The organism is Pseudomonas sp. Sample_11, from assembly GCF_004307505.1.
Classification (GTDB): Bacteria; Pseudomonadota; Gammaproteobacteria; order Pseudomonadales; family Pseudomonadaceae; genus Aquipseudomonas; species Aquipseudomonas atacamensis.
This window is the reverse complement of sequence record NZ_RCOD01000015.1, coordinates 1-18,950: the sequence shown is the minus strand read 5'-3', so window position 1 is coordinate 18,950 and position 18,950 is coordinate 1. Positions and strand designations below refer to the sequence as shown.

17 protein-coding genes and 2 pseudogenes are annotated in these 18,950 nt (G+C 57.0%); 7 read left to right on the top strand and 12 right to left on the bottom strand.

Annotated features, from left to right (window positions below):
- Positions 1-154 precede the first annotated feature (154 nt).
- The 3 genes from D8U60_RS03180 to D8U60_RS03170 form a co-directional block, all read right to left on the bottom strand.
- A complete protein-coding gene (locus D8U60_RS03180) occupies positions 155-1,549 on the bottom strand; it encodes an undecaprenyl-phosphate glucose phosphotransferase (protein ID WP_122880626.1) in 1,395 nt (464 codons plus the stop codon).
- A gap of 390 nt (positions 1,550-1,939) precedes the next feature.
- Positions 1,940-2,599, bottom strand: coding sequence for a helix-turn-helix domain-containing protein (locus D8U60_RS03175; protein WP_122699470.1), 660 nt, complete (start codon positions 2,597-2,599; stop codon positions 1,940-1,942).
- 277 nt (positions 2,600-2,876) lie between these two features.
- Positions 2,877-3,617 (bottom strand): winged helix-turn-helix domain-containing protein, encoded by a 741-nt coding sequence (locus D8U60_RS03170; protein ID WP_122699469.1) that lies wholly within the window; start codon positions 3,615-3,617, stop codon positions 2,877-2,879.
- A 571-nt stretch (positions 3,618-4,188) separates the two neighbouring features.
- On the opposite strand from D8U60_RS03170, the gene D8U60_RS03165 reads away from it, so the two are divergent.
- Complete coding sequence (locus D8U60_RS03165) at positions 4,189-5,022, top strand: undecaprenyl-diphosphate phosphatase (protein ID WP_016775449.1); 834 nt, start codon at positions 4,189-4,191, stop codon at positions 5,020-5,022.
- Here the strand turns inward: D8U60_RS03165 and D8U60_RS03160 are convergent, their stop codons facing one another.
- Together D8U60_RS03160 and dusA are read right to left on the bottom strand one after the other, a co-directional pair.
- Positions 5,023-5,403: a DUF2388 domain-containing protein gene (locus D8U60_RS03160; RefSeq protein WP_130887509.1), complete on the bottom strand. Its 381-nt coding sequence runs from the start codon at positions 5,401-5,403 to the stop codon at positions 5,023-5,025.
- Positions 5,404-5,478: 75 nt separating this feature from the next.
- Positions 5,479-6,465 carry a tRNA dihydrouridine(20/20a) synthase DusA gene (dusA, locus tag D8U60_RS03155; RefSeq protein WP_122880625.1) on the bottom strand — a complete coding sequence of 329 codons (987 nt, stop codon included), beginning with the start codon at positions 6,463-6,465 and terminating at the stop codon, positions 5,479-5,481.
- Between the two features lie 527 nt (positions 6,466-6,992).
- Here dusA and D8U60_RS03150 point away from each other — a divergent pair.
- From D8U60_RS03150 to D8U60_RS03125, 5 genes and pseudogenes are all read left to right on the top strand, one after another.
- Positions 6,993-7,353 (top strand): annotated as a pseudogene (locus tag D8U60_RS03150) (hypothetical protein).
- 295 nt (positions 7,354-7,648) lie between these two features.
- Complete coding sequence (locus D8U60_RS27805) at positions 7,649-7,903, top strand: hypothetical protein (RefSeq protein WP_236249071.1); 255 nt, start codon at positions 7,649-7,651, stop codon at positions 7,901-7,903.
- A gap of 81 nt (positions 7,904-7,984) precedes the next feature.
- Positions 7,985-8,782 carry a signal peptidase I gene (lepB, locus tag D8U60_RS03140; protein ID WP_122603762.1) on the top strand — a complete coding sequence of 266 codons (798 nt, stop codon included), beginning with the start codon at positions 7,985-7,987 and terminating at the stop codon, positions 8,780-8,782.
- A 623-nt stretch (positions 8,783-9,405) separates the two neighbouring features.
- On the top strand, positions 9,406-11,340 hold the full coding sequence (locus D8U60_RS03130; protein ID WP_130899449.1) for a methyl-accepting chemotaxis protein: 1,935 nt from the start codon (positions 9,406-9,408) through the stop codon (positions 11,338-11,340).
- Between the two features lie 139 nt (positions 11,341-11,479).
- Positions 11,480-12,289, top strand: a complete 810-nt coding sequence (locus D8U60_RS03125) for an EAL domain-containing protein (protein ID WP_130899448.1) — start codon at positions 11,480-11,482, stop codon at positions 12,287-12,289.
- Between the two features lie 58 nt (positions 12,290-12,347).
- Here D8U60_RS03125 and D8U60_RS03120 read toward each other — a convergent pair.
- The 7 genes and pseudogenes from D8U60_RS03120 to D8U60_RS03090 all read right to left on the bottom strand — a co-directional run.
- A pseudogene (locus D8U60_RS03120) lies at positions 12,348-12,503 on the bottom strand (DUF6691 family protein); the annotation flags it as partial.
- 102 nt (positions 12,504-12,605) lie between these two features.
- Positions 12,606-13,391, bottom strand: coding sequence for a transporter substrate-binding domain-containing protein (locus D8U60_RS03115; protein WP_130899447.1), 786 nt, complete (start codon positions 13,389-13,391; stop codon positions 12,606-12,608).
- Positions 13,392-13,449: 58 nt separating this feature from the next.
- Positions 13,450-14,319, bottom strand: coding sequence for a copper homeostasis membrane protein CopD (gene copD / locus D8U60_RS03110; protein ID WP_130899446.1), 870 nt, complete (start codon positions 14,317-14,319; stop codon positions 13,450-13,452).
- Positions 14,320-14,322: 3 nt separating this feature from the next.
- The gene (gene copC, locus D8U60_RS03105; protein WP_056791417.1) at positions 14,323-14,697 is read right to left on the bottom strand and encodes a copper homeostasis periplasmic binding protein CopC; all 375 of its coding nucleotides are present in this window, start codon (positions 14,695-14,697) and stop codon (positions 14,323-14,325) included.
- A gap of 32 nt (positions 14,698-14,729) precedes the next feature.
- Positions 14,730-15,599, bottom strand: coding sequence for a copper resistance protein B (locus D8U60_RS03100; protein WP_130899445.1), 870 nt, complete (start codon positions 15,597-15,599; stop codon positions 14,730-14,732).
- An 11-nt stretch (positions 15,600-15,610) separates the two neighbouring features.
- Entirely contained in the window at positions 15,611-17,308 is a 1,698-nt protein-coding gene (locus D8U60_RS03095; protein ID WP_130899444.1) for a copper resistance system multicopper oxidase, read from the bottom strand.
- A gap of 102 nt (positions 17,309-17,410) precedes the next feature.
- A complete protein-coding gene (locus D8U60_RS03090) occupies positions 17,411-17,881 on the bottom strand; it encodes a hypothetical protein (RefSeq protein WP_038861918.1) in 471 nt (156 codons plus the stop codon).
- 164 nt (positions 17,882-18,045) lie between these two features.
- Between D8U60_RS03090 and D8U60_RS03085 the strand changes: the two genes are divergently transcribed.
- Positions 18,046-18,714: a ribonuclease T2 gene (locus D8U60_RS03085; protein WP_130899443.1), complete on the top strand. Its 669-nt coding sequence runs from the start codon at positions 18,046-18,048 to the stop codon at positions 18,712-18,714.
- Positions 18,715-18,950 lie beyond the last annotated feature (236 nt).

Genomic DNA, 18,950 nt, shown 5'->3' with positions numbered 1-18,950 from the left:
GGGCCGCTCAATCACAACTCCATTGCCTGGGCTAACGCTATCGCTGGCAAGCCAGCTCCCACAATGATCCTGTGTGGTTGAGCAATACCGGTTACCCAAACCCCGCCCACAAAAAAGGGGACTTTCGTCCCCTTGTGATCTGAAGCGCTGAACCTCAGTAAATATCCTTCGACAACAACGTAAACGGCGTCTTAACGAGGATCTTCAGATCCAGCCACAACGACCAGCTGTTGATGTACTGCAGGTCGATCTCGACACGCTTCTGCATCTTGTCGATGGTGTCGGTCTCACCCCGGCAGCCGCTGATCTGTGCCAGGCCAGTGATCCCCGGTTTGATTCGGTGACGCGCCATGTAAGCGAGGATCTTGCCCGAGTAGTAATTGTTGTGCGCCACCGCATGCGGCCGTGGCCCCACCAGCGCCATGTGCCCCTGCAACACGTTGAACAACTGCGGTAGCTCGTCCAGCGAAGTACGGCGAATAAAACGGCCTACTGCGGTGATGCGAGAGTCATTACGGCTGGCCTGTTTCACTTCACGGTCATCGTGAACACGCATCGAGCGGAATTTCCAGACCTTGATCACCTTGCCGTTCCAGCCATGGCGGTCCTGCTTGAAAAATACCGGGCCGGGCGAGTTGATTTTCACCGCCAGAGCGATGATCAACAGCAGCGGACTGAGCGCGATGATCGCCAGGAATGCCACGGTTTTCTCAACCAGACTCTTGCTCAGGGCAGCGGTCGGGCGGCTGGTCAGCGGGCTTTCGTTGAGGTAAATCGCCGGCAGGCCGTCCACGACTTTCACCGAATGATTGAGCAGGGTCAGGCTGTTCAAGTCCGGCACCCACACCACATCGACGTTGGCCCCTAGTAAGTCGACATACATCGCTTCGATTTTCGCGGCTTCGCACAGCGGCAGAGTAATGTAGAGGCGGCGAATGTCGTGGGCTTCGATCAGCTCGAGCAACTCGTCCTGAGCACCTACTACACGCGGTGCGTCGGAAGCGAGGACCGGTTTGTCACCGTTGCTGACCAGACCGATCAGCGGCAGGTTTTCCAGTTGGCTGAGCTTTTTCGCCAGGCCCAACGCCAATTCGCCAGTACCGACGATCAACGTCCGGTGTTCGCTTTTACGCGAACGCTGGTAGTACTTGGAAAACGCATGCAGCGGCGCGTAGAGGAACGCCTGACCGAGGAAGCCATACACCGCCCAGCTGAGAATCACCTGACGGGAAAACAGCTCATCGGCCTGGCAGACAAACGCGATGCACGCCAGCGCGGCCATGGTCATCGACCAGCCCATGAACAAGCGGCCGAGGCCGGTCAGGTAGTTGTCGCGTTTGCGGTAAACGCCCGTGAATGTGTAAGCGGGCACCGACGCCAGGACGGCGAGGGTGGCGCACATTCGGTAGTAGAACGCGACGGTGCCGGTGTGCTGTTCAGCGAGGATGAACAGCAGCGTCACAACGAAAGCCTGTGCCAGCGCCCATTGGCCCCAAAAGGTCAGTCCCTTGAGGCCCGTGCTTCGATTAATACTGAGAGAAAGATCCATACGATATCCCCAAAAGACGTCCATTCAGGTTTCAACAGTTGAAAGCCGAGTTGTTATGCAGACTTATTGTTTTTGTTTTAGCGAGTGTCTTGAGGTAACAACATCGAGAGCCGAACTGTCGTCAGCCAATAGACTAAGTTATTGCCGGGAATGGTGTCTGACGAGTTCTAACAAGATGGCACAATGCCAACTTTTTAATAATTAAATAGAAGGTTGTTAGAAAAGGTCGTAGAGCGGGGGATGAAAAAGCGAGGGCGTATTTGTTACTGTTGAAGGGTGGAGGCAGGGAAGCTTTTATTAAATCAGGGAGGGAAAACCAAACAGAGTGCTCTTCTTGTTGTTGTAGTCGCACTTTATATCTGTTTGTCTTGGTTTGTGTGTCGCTTGTGATTAAGCGACGACTTCCTGGATCAGGCAATATCCGCGATTTCTTACAGCTCGGAACAATCGCTCGCCATTACTTGCGCTCTTGAATTTATCCTGCAATCGGCTCAGGCACATTTCCAGGCCACGGTATTGCTCGGGTTCCCGACCAATGCTGATGATCAAGTCATCACGACTGACCACGCGCTCTTCATGGCTCAGCATTTTCCTGACCAGAGCGGTTTCCAAACCAGTCAGGCTGATCGCAACATTGTCCTTGAGCAACACGCCTTGTTCATCGTCAAGATGCCAGGTGTCGCTGCAAGGCTCAGTGCTCTCGCAGACATTGGAGATATGAGCGCGTTCTGCACTGCGGGTCGGGAAGCTTTGAAACGGATTGTCTGTTTGCGCAGCTCGCCATTCATTTTCAAGGGTGGCCAGTATGCGTTGGGTATCATGTTCGATACTGCGCGCAACATTCTTTCGGCTGAGGCTTGGGTAACTGAACTCCATGACCATCGGGGCGGAAGAGGGCGAAGCAACACCTTCAACAAACATTTGTGCCTGCGACGTGCCAAACGAATTGAAACGCTCACTGGACAAGATGCTTTCCAGTTCACGTTGCGACGTTGTGCTGTGCGTCACAACAACAAAATATTTTCTGGGGAGGGTTGTACTCGTTTCCATGTCTCTCTCCTAAATACACACCAAAATTGGCTAAAAGATAAATCGGCAGGCGAGCAATGACTTCCTCGGAAGTAATCGTAGGCAGGGTTCTGGCCGAAAATGGCCATCGATAAATTCCACTCGATCTGCTGCTATGTTATGGAGTTTTATTGTTATGTGGCGTGATGCCGTGCTCATTCAAGTGCTTGAGTTTTAATAAGTATGAGGCGCAATTGAAACGATATGGCTGCATCAGACGATCCTTCGTACGTATGCAAAAGGGAAGACTGCCCGAGACTCAGGCAGTCGATATCAGGCCCCGCATCAGGCGATAGCCGTAGCCGCGGATGCTCTGAATCGCGTTTGTACCATACATGTCCTTGATTTTTCCACGCAAGCGACTGATTGATTTTTCCAGTGCCCGAGGGTCGTAGAAATTGGCGTTGAGGCCCATGATGCTGGCGATTTCATCATGACTCAGAATGTGATTGCCGGTGTGCGCAAAGGCCTCGAGGATCTTCATTTCGGCGAAAGAGATATCCAGTTTGCGCCGACTGTCCATCAGGCAGATCCGCGTCGGATCAAGCGTGAGATTGATATCTCGTTGCCAGTCTTCGCTGTTGAAGAACTCCGCCAGCAAGTCTTCGCTGTCATCGCTCAATGTGTTGAGCTTGATACAGGCATCCGCCCCGGCGAGGAAATATTTGATCTTGTTGACGGCACCGCGGCCGGTAACGACAGCGCAAATAAGTGGCTTCAAGTTGTCATCGCGCAGGGTCTGCACCAGGGCCAGATTTTCTTCGATAGCTTGTGGATTATCGATGATGACGAAAATGGCGCGGTAGGAACCGATGTAACCGTGCTGCTTATATGAACTAGTGAAAGCACCTGTTTCCAGAGTCATATCGGGCTGCACGTGCTTTGCGATCAGCGATCTGAAATGATCAGCCACACCCAGTGTACGACCCAGAGCAAGAACACCGGATTCATCATTTGTCGGGCGCGGACTTCTCGTCGCCAAGTTCCCTGAGAGCATCATGCGTTGACTCGAATTAGGTGCTGACATCGGGATGTTAAAGCACCGGTTCTCATCTGTGACTGACAATTGGTAACATTTGTGCGGATTTTAGACGTGTCTCCCGAGTTTTCTAACAATAACTAAGCTTTTCAGGCTTTTAGTTGATTTTCTCGGGCTTGTGAACTAATGCGTAAGTGATGGCTATATGCAATGGTGCCACTATTTTGAGCTTGTGGCGATGGCTTTGTCTATGTCCTTTTGCCATTGATTGGCCATGTCAACAATGTGTGAGGTTGATCACACTTCATATCTGAACTGAAATATTTGTAGTAATAGATGTAAATTTTTTCCGTTTAGTTCGTCGGCCGACGATTACTAACATGACTTGAGTGTGGCAGTCCGTTAGACCTATTCTTCGAAATCAAAAGATCGCAGCCTTCGGCAGCTCCTACATGGAAATGCATTCCAAATGTAGGAGCTGCCGAAGGCTGCGATCTTTAGATCTTCATATGCGCCAATTGTGTAACTCAGATACTCAACCCCTGAGTGTTATTGACTGGTCGCTCACCCTGAGTGCTCTGACGGAGGATTAATGGATTTCTGGACCCTTTTCCAGGTGTTGATATTAGGCGCGGTAGAAGGCTTGACCGAGTTCTTGCCCATTTCAAGTACCGGCCACCAGATTATTGTCGCCGACCTGCTCGAGTTTGGCGGCGAACGCGCGATGGCGTTCAACATCATTATTCAACTGGGGGCCATTCTTGCTGTGGTCTGGGAGTTTCGTCCGAAGATCTTCGAAATCGTCAAAGGCCTGCCCACCGAGCGCAACGCGCAACGTTTCACCCTTAATCTGCTGATCGCGTTTTTCCCTGCCGTTATCCTCGGCGTGTTATTCGCCGACGCGATTCATGAATACCTGTTCAACCCGATCACCGTTGCGGTGGCCCTGGTTGTTGGCGGCATCGTCATGTTGTGGGCCGAACAGCGCAGCCATGTAGTCAGCGTCGAACATGTCGACGACATGCGCTGGTCCCACGCGTTGAAGGTCGGTTTCGTACAATGCCTGGCGATGATTCCCGGCACCTCGCGCTCCGGCTCGACCATCATCGGCGGGCTGCTCTTCGGCCTTTCGCGCAAAGCCGCCACCGAGTTCTCGTTCTTCCTCGCCATGCCGACCATGGTTGGTGCCGCCGTTTATTCCGGCTACAAATACCGCGACCTGTTCCAACCCAACGACCTGCCAGTCTTCGCCCTCGGCTTCGTCACCGCGTTCATCTTCGCCATGATCGCCGTGCGTGGCCTGCTGAAATTTATCGCCAACCACAGCTATGCCGCGTTCGCGTGGTACCGGATCGGTTTTGGTTTGCTGATTCTGGCGACGTGGCTGTTTGGCTGGGTGAACTGGACCGCCGCAGCGGCTGCCTGATCACTGCGCGCTGATCAACGCCGCCACGGCGAGATCGTTTAACGTCGAATCCGACGACTCCTGACGAAAGCGCTGCAAGGCCGAGGTGAAATACGCGGCTTGCAGCATGCCGTCGCTGGCCAGGAAGTACCGCGCGGCTTCGATTTCCTCAGCCGAGTAAACACGTTTTTTGAGGCCGGATACGTCCGAGGTTCCATCGACCGACACCATCGTCGCCGTGAACACCAGAAAGCCGGACATTTGCGTTGATTCAAAAGGGCCACCGCTCCCTTCACCACACCCTCGCGCAAAATTGCAGTCGGCGAAGATGTTGGAGGAAGCCGTCGAGCATAAAGCGAGGAGGGTGAAGCGATTGAATAGAGCACGTTTAAACGCGGGCATAACCAAGAGACATCCTGTCAGTACATCAAAACACCGGGCAACGCTCATGCGTCGCCCGCACACCCAAACCATCAATCAACGCCCTTCAAGCAACTCAGCCGCCTGATCCAGCAACGCCAGCGGATCCTTGGCCTTGTGAATATCCACCGACAACAACTGACGAAACTTGCGCGCCCCCGGGAACCCGGTGCCCAGGCCCAGCACATGCCGCGTGATGTGATGCATCGCACCACCGGCCAGCAAATGTTCGGCGATATACGGCCGCAACTGCGCCAACGCCTCAGCCCGACTGATCACCGGCGCCGAACTGCCAAATAACTGCTGATCCACCTCCGCCAGCAAATACGGATTGTGATAAGCCTCACGCCCCAACATCACGCCGTCGAAGGTCTGCAAATGCTCATGGCAGGCCTCCATGGTCTTGATCCCGCCATTCAGCACAATCTCCAGCTCCGGAAAATCCGCCTTCAGCTGCGCCGCGACGTCATAGCGCAACGGCGGAATGTCGCGATTCTCCTTCGGCGACAACCCCTCCAGAATCGCAATCCGCGCATGCACGGTAAAACTCGTGCAGCCGGCATCGCGAACAGTGCCGACGAAATCGCACAGCTCGGCATAACTGTCGCGCCCGTTAATGCCGATCCGGTGCTTCACCGTCACCGGAATCGACACCGCATCACGCATCGCCTTCACACAATCGGCCACCAACTGCGGATGCCCCATCAGGCACGCGCCGATCATGTTGTTTTGCACACGATCACTCGGGCAGCCGACGTTGAGGTTCACCTCGTCGTAGCCGTGTTCCTGGGCCATGCGCGCGCAGGCAGCGAGATCGAGCGGAACACTACCGCCGAGCTGCAACGCCAGCGGGTGCTCGGCTTCGTTGTGACGCAGGAAACGTTCGTGATCACCGTTGAGCAACGCGCCAGTGGTGACCATTTCGGTGTAGAGCAGGGCGTTCTTCGACAGGAGGCGTAGGAAGTACCGGCAATGGCGGTCCGTCCAATCCATCATCGGGGCGACGGAGAAGCGGCGGGAGAGTGTGACGGGTTGTAGGGACATGTGAGGAATCTGGATCAAGAAGGCGAAGGCGCAAGAGTTTATCAGGTCTGCGAACAGGCAAAGGCTTGCGAGGAGCTGTTTGTGGTTTGAACTGGGCTCCGACGCGCTCGGCCTGATGGGAGGAAGTGTATTTCTGCCTGTTTTTTGTCCTTCAGTATCCGTTTAAACGATTGCGCAGGCGCTTGTTTAAATCTGACTGGTGAAAGTTATCCGAAGCCTACCTTGTCTTGCGCCTCCCCCTACACCTAAGACAGAATCCGCCGGCTTGTGCGTCTAGCCTGCGGGTTCTATCGTCTCCGGGTCACTGAAAACAGTGATCGGGTTTGGTAGCCCGTCTCCGTCAGAAGCAAAAGACTACTGTCTTGCGATGACGTTTCTCGTCTTCGTTTTATGGTGGTCATGCGCGGGGCGTCTTCGGATGCGCCGGGGTTCCTGACGACCGGTCTACCAACCTGCGTATTGCCTCCACCCTTCGTTTGGTAGCGAGAGTGATGGCTCCTTTTCGTTAATCCGTCAGGAGTTACACCATGTTTAAACCAACACCGAATCCACCAGAAACCGATCCCGCAGCCCCCTACGAACCCCTCAACTCCAAAAAAATCCACGAAGCCGCCGAGCGCGCGCTCGATCACTACCTCCTTCCCGCCGACCGCATCATGTCTAGCGTCAACGAGCCCGAGCGCGTGTACTTCGCAAACCCCAAATACGACTCGGCATCCCTGCTGGCCAATGCCAGTGAAACTCAGTTCCGCCTCGGAAATGCTCAACAACTTCGCCGCAGCACTTGACCCCTCACACCGCAAAACCGCGCTCGGCATTGCGCAGCTAGTGATGTTGGGGGAGTTGGCGGTGAATCAAGCGTTGGATAACGTTGAGGTGAAAGCGTGAATCAGCCCCCTTTGTGGCGAACGGGTTAGCTTTTGCCACGGGGGGCTGTTCGCGCTGAGCAAAGCAGCCGGGAGGCGGGCGGGGAAATGGACAGGGTGATGGCTGTTTAGTAGCATTCCGCGCCTGTACTCAGGAGTCGCCGCACCATGGAAGCTACATCGTCCCTAGCTTGGTGCACGCGTCCCGCCGTTGTCTTCATGGCCGTTTTTTATTGCTTTGTCGTGTTGATTCAGGCCAGCCTGTGGGTGGCTCATGACGGGTTTCAGTAAGCGGGGAAGGGGATATTTCGTTCCTGATGTTGCTTAACGTCTGCGTGGTGGCGTTGTTGATGTTTGTCGGCGGCTTGCTGTTGCTGGCGAGAAAGAAGATCAGTTCTCTGTGCTTTGTTCTGGCGTTGATCCTGGGTATTGCCTTCTCTCTGTCGCAAATGAACAGCGGTTCGGTTGTGCATCTGCTTACCCTGCCGATGTTCAAAGAATATGCACTGGTGTTTGGTATCTGGGTGTACAGCCTGCAATTGCGCACGACCGGTTATTTTTCCGCTAAATAACCCCCACTGCATTGCCCGTAGCGCCCTATTGGCTGAATAGGCCGGGCGCTTGATTGTTAGCTATTTACGTGAAGAGAATTTATGTCTACTCCTGATAAGCCGAAGTTGCCGCTGCAAGCATTTGTGATGTCGTGCCTAGTGGCCGGCTGGGGGCTGGTGTATGCCGGTCAGGTGAAGTGGGCGGTGCGTGTTGCCGCTTTGCTTTATCTGGGGGTGATTTTACTCGGTGTCTGCGGGGTGCCTGCCACGCCATTGGGCCTGTATGTCTTCGCTACGTTTATCGTCCTGGTGAAACTCGGCTCGGCCACGGCGGCTGCGATATCGGTGCGTAGAAACGACCGTCCGGTGAACAGCCCCAGCACCCGTTTCCATGTGCTTTACGTGGTGGCGCTGGTCATCTTTACGCTGGTTCTTTTCGGTCCATTGCGAGGCCCGACGCTAGGGTTCAAGACTTACTTGATCCCCTCCGGCTCGATGGTTCCGACCCTTTCGATCGGTGACTATATCGTCACCAACATGCGCATCGACGCGCCGCAGGTGGGCGACATTGTGGTGTATCGCTATAACGGCACGGAGGCGGTCAAACGTGTGGCAGCAGTGGGTGGCGACACCTTGTCGATTGTTGACGGTAAGGTCATTCGCAACGGCGAAAACATGGGGCTGTTCTTTGCACCGCCAGAGCGCGTGAAGGATCCTCGTTATCTGCAAACGCCGCAGACGGTGGTCGAGAAAGATCATGTTTATCTGCTCGGCGATAACCGCGACAGCAGTAACGACAGCCGCTTTATGGGTCAGGTCGCAGTCCAGGACATTACCGGTAAAGTCACCGGAATCTGGTATTCATCCGATCGATCAAGGATTGGTACAGCCTTTCAATGAACACAAAAGCCGTCACCTTAAGGTGACGGCTTACGCTTGCAGATCTAGCCAAACTGACTCGCCGACTCAACCGCAGATTTCGGCTTCCTCAACCGGGTCAGCTGGTAAGCAATCCAAACCATCACTGCATGGCCCTCAAGGCAATCTGCGTGTACCCATGCCCACCACACACCCACACACCACACACCGGACGCCTCCGAGGCAGTGATTGCGTGGCCAGGCATTTGAATCCGCATTTTCAACCCCGTTTCACGCCAGTAGCGATTTGCCACAAATCATGATGGCAATGCGTCATCACGCCGCTCAAAAAGTTCAACGATTATACAAAAATATAAAGTTGTACAAGTTTTCCCGAAATTAATAGCATCCCTCCAGACACCTTTGCTGAAACGATAAATCCAGCGTGCAGATGCTGTGTTTGCGACGTGAAAGGTTTGTCTGCCGGTGCTCGCGTCGGGTTGTTTTCGACGCGTCCACAGCATCGGCATTTGCATTTCCGGGACAGCTGGAGCGTCCCGTATTACGCCCTGGATGACGACCCCTGAATGTCTGGACGGTGACTGTGGTTACCGGAGATCAATTTTTGTGCCTGGCGTTTCGCGTCAGGACGTTTGAGGCTGAATATGGCAGTAGCATCGAATTTCCTCGGTGACATCAAAGTTTCCCGCAAGCTGGGAACCGGCTTCGGCATTCTTCTGCTGGCCGTTTTGGCGGTTGCCTTCATTGGCTATAACAGCAACAGCGTGCTGGTTGATCGCTTGAGTACGACGCGTCTGATCGGCACGTTGAATGACGCTACGCAAAATATGCGTCTGTCCGAGAAACAATACGAAGCCGCCGCTGACGCAGCCTTCGCCGAGTCCTATAACGCTCAGTTGAATGTCTTGCAGGGCCTTGTGGGCAAGGCGCTGGACACCTTGACCCGTGCTGAGAACCAGCAAGCCCTGAAGGCTTTGCAAACCACGATTGTTGCCTATGACCAGAAGGTCAAACGGCTGATCGCTGCCGATCAGTCGACCACCGATGCGCTGAAACCGCTGACGGCGCTGTCGGACAAGTACGCGCAAACTTTTGCCGGCATGCTTGAAGGCACCACGACCAGTGCACTGGCGTCTGCCGATGGTGAACGCGTTCGGGAGCTGCGTACGGTGGCCGACTTGCGCAATGGCATGACCACGTTTCGCCTGATGTTGCGTCGTTACATCGCGGTGCCCAACGACGTGAACAAAAAACTGCTGATGGAAACCATCGATACCTTCTTGAGTGATATCAGCAAGGCGCGCACCAGCCTGCCGACGGCGCTGTCGAGCCAACTGGAAGAAGCCCACGCCGGCATGCGGCGTTATCGCGAAGTACTGGTGGAAGTGGCCGGGCTGTTTGAGCAGAAGCAGAACATGCGCGAGCAGGTCGACCAGGAAAGCAAGGCGATGGACAAGATCATGAGTGGCCTGATGGACACCCAGCAGCGCCTTGCACATGAGGATCAGCATTCGGCTTTTATTCAGATGGCGGTATTGACTGCGCTGGCGCTGGTGATCGGGCTGTTGGCTTCGGTGGTCATCTCGCGTCAGATCACTGCGCCGCTAGCGCTGACGGTTGATCTGGCACGACGTATTGCCAAAGGCGACCTGACGGTACAGGCCAGGTCTGCGCGCAAAGATGAGTTGGGCGATCTGCAAAATGCGATGCAGGAGATGGCGCAGAACCTGAACACGCTGGTGCAAGGTATCGGCAATGGCGTCACGCAGATTTCCACTTCTGCGGAAAAGCTCTCGGCGATGAGCGAGCAGACCAGCGCAGGTGTACGTCAGCAAAAAAGCGAAGTGGATCAAGTTGCCACGGCGATGCACGAAATGGCTTCGACGGTGCAGGAAGTTGCGCGTAACACCACCGATGCCTCCGCTGCCGCGACCCTCGCCGATCAGCAGGCGCGCCATGGCAGCACGGTGGTCAAGCAGGCGACGCTGCAGATCAGCGAACTTGCCATGGCCATTGAAGAGTTGGGCGGTGCGATGAACGTGCTGACTCAGGACAGCGAGCAGATCGGCAAAGTCATCGATGTGATCAAAGCCGTCGCCGAGCAGACCAATCTGCTCGCGTTGAACGCCGCTATCGAAGCCGCGCGGGCGGGTGAGCAGGGTCGTGGTTTTGCTGTGGTGGCAGACGAAGTGCGCTCGCTGGCACAGCGCACGCAGGACTCGACCAAGGAAATCGAAGCGCTGATCGTCACCCTGCAACAAGGCACGCAAGCGGCCGCGACGCTGATGACCTCAAGCCGCGAGCGCACCCTCGATACGGTGGTACTGGCGCAGAAGGCCGAATTGGCGATTACCGAGATCAATCAGTCCATCGGTACGATCCAGGAAATGAGTCTGCAGATCTCGGCCGCCGCCGAGCAGCAAAGTGCCGTGGCCGACGAAATCAACCGCAGCATTGTCAGTGTGCGTGATGTGGCTGACGAGTCGGCTGTCGCCAGCGAAGAAAGTGCGGCGGCGACGATTGAGTTGGCGTCACTGGGGCAGGACCTGCAGCGAATGACCGCGCATTTCCGCACCTGACCATTTAACGTCGAGCACGCGGCGCCTTTGCATATTCAGGCGCCGCAGGGCTGCAGTTGTTGCCTGGTTTGCAGATGACGCAATCCTGCAACTGATCATTTATCACCATGGAAGGTTACAACCCGTTATCAGGGGTGTCATGACCGACTTTCCAAAATCATTCGCGTCTCCCGGTGGCTGCCAGGGCTGTAGAAACAAAGGTGTGCCAGAGATGGATTTCGCCTTCGCTTTCCAGCCCATTGTGGACCTGCGCGATCAAACGACGTTTGCCCATGAAGCGTTGGTTCGCGGCGTAAACGGTGAAGGTGCCTTGTCTGTCCTGGAGCAGGTGGACGATCAGAACCGTTACCGATTCGATCAACTGTGTCGAGTGCGGGCAATTTCCACCGCGGCTGACTTAGGCATGACGCAGTACCTGTCGATCAACTTTCTGCCGAATGCCGTTTACCGGCCGGAGATGTGTATTCGCAGCACATTGGAAGCGGCGCGCACATACGGCTTTCCGCTGGAGCGGCTGATCTTCGAAGCCGTGGAAGGCGAGCACGTTGAAAGCAAAAAGCATTTGATGAATATCTTGCGTGAGTATCGTGAGTTTGGTTTCAAGACGGCGATCGACGACTTTGGCGCAGGCTATTCCGGCCTTAACTTGTTGGCGGATTTTCAACCGGACCTGATCAAGCTGGATATGGCGCTGATCCGCAATATTCACCGTGACCGCGTACGCCAGACCATCGTGCGCAACGTGGTGAACATGTGCAGAGAGTTGGGCGTGGAAGTGATCGCCGAGGGCATAGAAAATGCCGAGGAAAGAGACTTTCTCGCCGATTGCGGCATTTATCTGATGCAGGGCTACTGGTTCGCCAGGCCCTCGTTCAAATCGTTGGCGCAGATCTCGACGAGTGCGTGGCTGGAGAGATCATCCAATCCGCGCTCTTATGCAAAACATTGACCCCCACCGACACTGGCTGCCGTCGGTGCCATGCGCCTGAATGCCGGTTGTTCTGCGGTCACGGGTTGCGTCGGGTTTCCAGCAGCGTAAATAGCCCCATGCCTGCGAGCATCGCCAATACGAAAACCATTGCCTGCCAGTGGCCCGTCAACAGGATGGTCACTGCCGGGCCGGGGCAGATGCCGGCTATCCCCCAACCGACGCCGAACAGCAGGCCGGCCAGGAATGCATTCAGTTTGAGCACGTTCAGATTCCCGACACCGCGTGCATTGAGCGAACCGTTCCCTAAACGCGCGCGGTGGCCGGGTTCAGTGGCTTACTGCGGCACCGCAATCCACTCACTCAACGTCTGCTGATACTTGCCAGTGACCTTGCTCAAATGCAGCCACTGATCGACATACAGTTTCCAGCTGATGTCGTCGCGCGGCAGCAAGTAAGCCTTCTCGCCGTATTGCATGTATTGATGAGGATTCACCGCGCACAAACCGGGTTTGAGTTTCTGCTGATACAGCGCTTCCGAGGCGTCGGTGATCATCACGTCGGCTTTGTTGTCGAGCAGTTGCTGGAAGATCGTCACGTTGTCGTGCAGGGCCAGTTGCGCTCTGGGCAGGAAGGCGTGGACGAAGGCTTCGTTGGTGCCGCCGGCAGGTTCCACCAGGCGCACGTTGGCCTGGTTGATCTGGTCGATGGTCTGGTATTTGGACTGGTCGGCGCAGCGCACCAGCGGGATCTTGCCGTCAGTGTCGAGGGTGTTGCTGAAGTAGGCTTTTTTCTGCCGTTCCAGTGTGACCGAGATGCCGCCCATGCCGATGTCGCATTTGCCGGCCTGCATGTCGGGCATCAGGGTTTTCCAGGTGGTCTGCAACCATTGCACCTTGACGCCGAGGCTGTCGGCCAGGGAGCGGGCCATGCTGATGTCGATGCCTTCGAAGTCGCCGTCGCTGCGCTTGAAGGTGTAGGGCTTGTAATCGCCGGTGGTGCAGACGCGCAACTGGCCTTGTTGCTGAATGCTGTCGAGGTGGGACGTGGCGGGGTCGGCGTGAGCGCCAGTCGCCAGGGTCAGCAGGCCGCCGAGGATCATCGTGCTTTTTAGTGTTGTCATTGAGATCGGGCTTCTGAAAGGGAAGGTGGTCCAGTGTAGTGAAAGCCTTCCACGGGTGTCATCCCGGGTCCGGACTCAATGTGCCGAGCCACGCCACCAGCGCCACGATCAACAGGGCAAGGGCCAACTCCATTACGACACTGCGCCGCAGCGCGTTCGCGGCGATGAGGTGCTGGCCGTCGCGCAGCGATTGTTGCAGTGACGGTCCAAGATGAAAGCGGTTCAACGCAGCCAGCACCAGCATCACGGCAAACGCTAGCACCTTGATCGTCAGCAGCTGCCCGTAGGTGCCGAACAGCACTCCGTCGAGCCTTGGGCCGACGATGAAGAGATAATTCATCACTCCGGTGACCGACACCGTCAGCACGATCAACGTGCCCACCCATTCGAAGCGTTTCACTGCATCGGCGATCAAGCGAAGGCGTATATCACCGATCCGCCCGCTCACCATCAACACCAGCGCCAGCAAGGCACCCAACCACGCTCCCGCCGCAAGCAAGTGCAAGATGTCGCTGAGAACGTGCCAGAACCGCAGCCATCCTTCGTCCATCGCGCCATGCCCGCTCCATGCCAGCGAAGCGAGGGCAATGGCGCCTGCCAACGACGCTGGCCACAGACTCGGCCGGATCACCACGATGGCCAGCGCTGTCATCCGCAGCGCCCACGCCAGGCCAACGTCCGTTTCCAGCAGCATCATCTGCAGGTGCGGCCATAACGCCGCGAGCTGGGTTTCGCCACTCATGGCGCGGGTCATCAGCACCAGCCCGGCCACTGACAGCAATGCGCCTGTCACTGCCATGCCCCGCAATAACCGACGGAACCGTAGCAACGTGTTGGAGCTGTACAAGCCAAACAACGCCAGCCCGAACAACAGCAGCAAATCCACATACAAGGCGAACCGCAGGATGATGTTGAGCGGGTCCGCCATTGTTCACTTCACTTTGAACGTGACGTTACCGGTGATCGGGTGCGTGTCGGCGGACACCGCGCGCCACTGCACCTGATAGGTGCCGGCAGGCAGCGGGGCGAGCGGGGTGATCAGCATGGTTTTCGGATCGCTGCTGGCGCTGACTTTGGCTTTCATCGGCATCGGCGAGTGAGCCATGCCACCCATTTCGGTCATTACCAGTTTGGCCCCGGAGAACTGCGTGACCAGGTTCTCGGAAAAATGCAGCTCGATCCTGCCCGGCGCGGCGCCTTCCGCGCCTTCGGCCGGCGTTGACGAAAGCAGTTTCGGGTGGGCCTGGGCGAGGGTGCTCAGGAGCAATCCGCTGGCGAATATCAGGGGCAGGGTCAATGTGCGCATGCAAGGTCTCCGGTTTGTTTTTGTAGAAGAATTCAGAACCACAGCCTGACCCCGAGGACCAGGCGCGCCTCACTGCGATCCTCGTCTTCTTCGCGGGCGTAGTCGGCGGTGTTGCCGTAAGTGCGATTCCACGTCACGCCGATATAAGGCGCGAATTCGCGGCGGATTTCATAACGCAACCGCAGGCCCGCCTCGGTATTGGACAACCCTGAGCCGATGCCTCGCTGCGGATCGTTTTTGCCGTAGATGTTGAGTTCTGCGGTCGGCTGCAGGATCAGTCGATTGGTCAGCAGGATGTCGTAGTCGCCCTCCAGGCGTACCGCGCTCTGGCCGCCCTCGCCAAGGAAAGCCGTGGCTTCGGCCTCGAAGTTGTACAGCGCCATGCCTTGCACGCCGAACGCGGCCCAGGTTTGCGGTGCGCCGGGTTTGAAGTCCTGACGCACGCCGCCGACCACGTCCCACCATGGTGAAATCGCGTGGCCCCATAGCGCTTGAATTTCCGCGTCTTCAGTCTTGCCGTTGTTGCGCTCGCCTTCAGAGCGCAGCCACAGCCGATCGGTATCCCCGCCGATCCAGCCGGACAGATCCCAGGCCAAAGCGCTGCCGTCATCGGCGTTCCGCCATTCGAGTTTATCGGCAAGAAAGTAGCTGTTTATAACGCTGTCATGCACCTGATGACCGCCGGGGCTGGTGAACACCGCAGCGCGGTCGGCGTCGGTCACGGGCGGAATCGGCGTGCGGCTTTCGCTGGGCGCGGCGGGCTGCATCATGCCGTCGTCCATGCTTTGCATTGCCGAATGATCCATCCCGGGCATCTGGCTGTGGTCCATGCCGTGCATGGCGTCGGCGGCCATGGCAGAGGTGCCGGCGAGCAGCAGCGAAAACACGCTGAGTCGAGTCATGATCGGCCTCTTCATTCTTCCACCCGCACTTCGCGGAACATGCCCGTTTCCATGTGATAAAGCAGATGACAGTGATAGGCCCAGCGGCCGAGGGCGTCGGCGGTGACGCGGTAACTGCGGCGGCTGCCGGGCGGCATGTCGATGGTGTGTTTGCGTACCTGAAAGTTGCCGTTTTCGTCTTCCAGATCACTCCACATCCCGTGCAGGTGGATCGGGTGGGTCATCATGGTGTCGTTGACCAGCACCAGGCGGATGCGCTCGCCGTATTTCAGACGTAGAGGCTCGGCATCGGAGAATTTGATGCCGTTGAACGACCAGGCGAATTTCTCCATGTGGCCGGTCAGGTGCAGCTCTATCGTGCGGCTCGGATCGCGGCCGTCCGGGTCTTCGAAGGTGCTGCGCAGGTCGGCGTAGGTCAGCACTCGGCGGCCGTTGTTGCGCAGGCCGAGGCCCGGATCGTCAAGCTTTGGCGCGGTGATTATGGCCTGCATGTCCACCAGCGGATTGTTGTTTTCACTGTCGGGATGGGCTTGCATCGGGCCCATGGCGGAGTGATCCATGGCGCTCATGTCCATGCTGCCGTGGTCCATGCCGCCCATGCCCATGTCGTCCATGCTCACCAACGGACGCGGATCCAGCGTCGGCACTGCTGCCGACATGCCGGCGCGTGTGGCGAGAGTGCCACGGGCGTAGCCAGTGCGATCCATCGCTTGAGCGAAGAGGGTATAGGCCTCGGTTTCAGGTTCAACGATCACGTCATAGGTCTCGGCCACTGCGATGCGCAGTTCATCGACGCTGACCGGTTTGACGTGCAGGCCATCGGCAGCCACCACCGTCATTTTCAATCCCGGAATGCGCACATCGAAATAGGTCATGGCCGAGCCGTTGATCAGGCGCAGGCGCAGTTTTTCGCCGGGACGGAACAGCCAGGTGAAGTTGCTATCGGGGGCCTGGCCGTTGATCAAGAAGGTGTACGTGGCGCCACTGACGTCGGCAATGTCGGTGGGATTCATGTTCATTTGCGCCCACATCGTGCGATCGGCAACCGTGGCGCCCCAGCCTTTCTCACCGACATCGTTGATAAAATCGCCAACGGTGCGTTTGTGGAAGTTGTAGTAGTCGGACTGTTTTTTCAGGGTCTTCATCAGGCTGGCCGGGTCTTCGTCAGTCCAGTCGCTGAGCATCACCACGTAGTCGCGATCGTACTGGAACGGTTCCGGCTCCTTGGCCTCAATGACCAGCGGCCCGTAGACGCCGGCCTGCTCCTGTAACCCGGAATGGCTGTGATACCAGTAGGTGCCGTGTTGCCGAACCTTGAACTGGTAAACGTACACGCCGCCCGGTTCGATGCCATGGAAACTCAGACCCGGTACGCCGTCCATGTTCGCCGGCAGCAGAATGCCGTGCCAGTGAATCGAGGTGTCGGCGGTGAGCCGGTTACGCACCCGCAGCGTCACGGTATCGCCCTCGCGCCAGCGCAACAGCGGGCCGGGCAGGCTGCCGTTGATGGTCATCGCTGTGCGTGCCGAACCCGTGAAATTGACCGGGGTTTCGCCGATGAACAGCTCGAATTCGTTACCGCTCAGTTCGTTCACGGGCGCGGCGCCGTTCAGCGCCCAGACCGGTGTCCGCCAGAGCCCGAGGCCACCGAGCAAGCTACCGGCGGCCAGGCCTTTGACAAAAGTGCGTCTTGTGAGAATGGAAGGCATGCGCTGGAAATCCCCGTCTGGCTCATGACAGAGAGACTAGCCAGCCCCGGCTTTCAGTTGGCTGAGGCAAACATTACAGTTTTGTCAGTTAACCCGGGCGGCTTACAGGTTCAACCCTTGCTGCACCACCTGCAGCAGATTGTTTTCCGTCAGCGCGATCGCATCCAGCTCCTGGCCGGTCTCGATAGTCTGCAACCACCAATGGCTTTCGCCATGCTCGTCAACCGTGCGCAGCAACGACTGATCGCGCCCCGGCACCTTGATCTCGACACGTCCGCAACCGTCCTCGGTGAACCGCGCAATCGGATCGAAAATCAGACTGTGATTGTTCGCTTCGATCACCAACTGGTCGATGGCGTAGTCGTGGCTTTCGCCGTCCGGCGAACTTTCGCAAACGTGCGTAGGATTGCGCCGAATCTTCAGTCCTACTTCGGTGACTGGTTGCAGCCAGCCCTCAATGCGGTGGTACAAGTCGTACACCTGAGCAGGCCAGCAATCGATTTCCAGCGCCGCATCAGCCTGGGTATGCCGTGTCTGCTTGAGTCTGGCGGCGAGTTCGTCTGCTTTACTCATGTCGGTTCCCTTGTTGGATGTCTGCCTGTTCAGCGTAGACCTTTGCACGGCGCAGGGCCTTGCCTTGCGTCATGCGCTTGCAATACAAGCGTGTCGAAATCAGCACTGGCCAGGTCTGGCCAACAACGAAAACCACGGACGCAGGCGTCCCAAGGAACGGGTTAATGAAAAAGCTGTTTACAATTCTGGCGCTGATCGCGCTGACGGCCGGTAGCATCGGCCTGAGTTCGGCGCGTCAGCCGGAGTCGAACAAAGCGCAGGCGGAATCGGTGGCGGGGGTGTTCGACTACTACCTGCTGGCGCTGTCCTGGTCGCCGACTTTTTGTCTGTCGCACAAGGACGACGCGCAGTGCACCGGCAAGGGTTATGGTTTTGTCCTGCACGGTTTGTGGCCGCAATACGCCAAAGGCGGCTGGCCAGAATCCTGCCCGCCGCTGACCAGGCTATCGGCGGCAGAAACCAGCAAGGGCCTGACGATGTACCCGACGAAAAAACTCCTTGATCACGAATGGGCCAAGCACGGCACCTGCAGCGGTCTCGGCGCGGAGGGCTATCTGGACAAGTCCGATCAGGCCCTCGGCGCGGTGAAGATTCCGCAGGCGTTACAGCCGTTCGGCTCGACGTCGTACTACTTCGAAGCGCAGGAAATTGTCGGTCTGTTTCGCAAGGCCAATCCGGGTATTCCCGAGGACGGAATTGCGGTGGTTTGCAGCGGCCCGCAGCTGTCGGAAGTGCGGGTGTGCATGGACAGGGATTTGCAGTTCGGCGCGTGTGGCAAAGGGGTGAAGACGCAGTGTCGGGCGGGAGATATTCGGGTGCCGCCGGTACGGTGAGCCATCCGTAATGAGCCAGGAAAAACAGGCGCTCCCGTGAGCGCCTGTTTTTTTGGTCTGAGGATTTGGAAATGTGGATATGAATACGAACCACGCTACTACTCAAACACCATGAACATCCCCACCGCCGACCTGCTCCGCGAAATCAACAAACCCGAATAAACAACCCCGGGGGGACTCACGCAAATCCCCCCGCATCCACCCCCAATTCCCCACGCAAAAACTCCACCAGCCCC

Bases quoted from the DNA above. Each gene is read 5' to 3' on its own strand.
- D8U60_RS03180 (WP_122880626.1), bottom strand. From the start codon at position 1,549: ATGGATCTTTCTCTCAGTATTAATCGAAGCACGGGCCTCAAGGGACTG.
- D8U60_RS03175 (WP_122699470.1), bottom strand. From the start codon at position 2,599: ATGGAAACGAGTACAACCCTCCCCAGAAAATATTTTGTTGTTGTGACG.
- D8U60_RS03170 (WP_122699469.1), bottom strand. From the start codon at position 3,617: ATGATGCTCTCAGGGAACTTGGCGACGAGAAGTCCGCGCCCGACAAAT.
- D8U60_RS03165 (WP_016775449.1), top strand. From the start codon at position 4,189: ATGGATTTCTGGACCCTTTTCCAGGTGTTGATATTAGGCGCGGTAGAA.
- D8U60_RS03160 (WP_130887509.1), bottom strand. From the start codon at position 5,403: ATGCCCGCGTTTAAACGTGCTCTATTCAATCGCTTCACCCTCCTCGCT.
- dusA (WP_122880625.1), bottom strand. From the start codon at position 6,465: ATGTCCCTACAACCCGTCACACTCTCCCGCCGCTTCTCCGTCGCCCCG.
- D8U60_RS27805 (WP_236249071.1), top strand. From the start codon at position 7,649: ATGTTGCTTAACGTCTGCGTGGTGGCGTTGTTGATGTTTGTCGGCGGC.
- lepB (WP_122603762.1), top strand. From the start codon at position 7,985: ATGTCTACTCCTGATAAGCCGAAGTTGCCGCTGCAAGCATTTGTGATG.
- D8U60_RS03130 (WP_130899449.1), top strand. From the start codon at position 9,406: ATGGCAGTAGCATCGAATTTCCTCGGTGACATCAAAGTTTCCCGCAAG.
- D8U60_RS03125 (WP_130899448.1), top strand. From the start codon at position 11,480: ATGACCGACTTTCCAAAATCATTCGCGTCTCCCGGTGGCTGCCAGGGC.
- D8U60_RS03115 (WP_130899447.1), bottom strand. From the start codon at position 13,391: ATGACAACACTAAAAAGCACGATGATCCTCGGCGGCCTGCTGACCCTG.
- copD (WP_130899446.1), bottom strand. From the start codon at position 14,319: ATGGCGGACCCGCTCAACATCATCCTGCGGTTCGCCTTGTATGTGGAT.
- copC (WP_056791417.1), bottom strand. From the start codon at position 14,697: ATGCGCACATTGACCCTGCCCCTGATATTCGCCAGCGGATTGCTCCTG.
- D8U60_RS03100 (WP_130899445.1), bottom strand. From the start codon at position 15,599: ATGACTCGACTCAGCGTGTTTTCGCTGCTGCTCGCCGGCACCTCTGCC.
- D8U60_RS03095 (WP_130899444.1), bottom strand. From the start codon at position 17,308: ATGCCTTCCATTCTCACAAGACGCACTTTTGTCAAAGGCCTGGCCGCC.
- D8U60_RS03090 (WP_038861918.1), bottom strand. From the start codon at position 17,881: ATGAGTAAAGCAGACGAACTCGCCGCCAGACTCAAGCAGACACGGCAT.
- D8U60_RS03085 (WP_130899443.1), top strand. From the start codon at position 18,046: ATGAAAAAGCTGTTTACAATTCTGGCGCTGATCGCGCTGACGGCCGGT.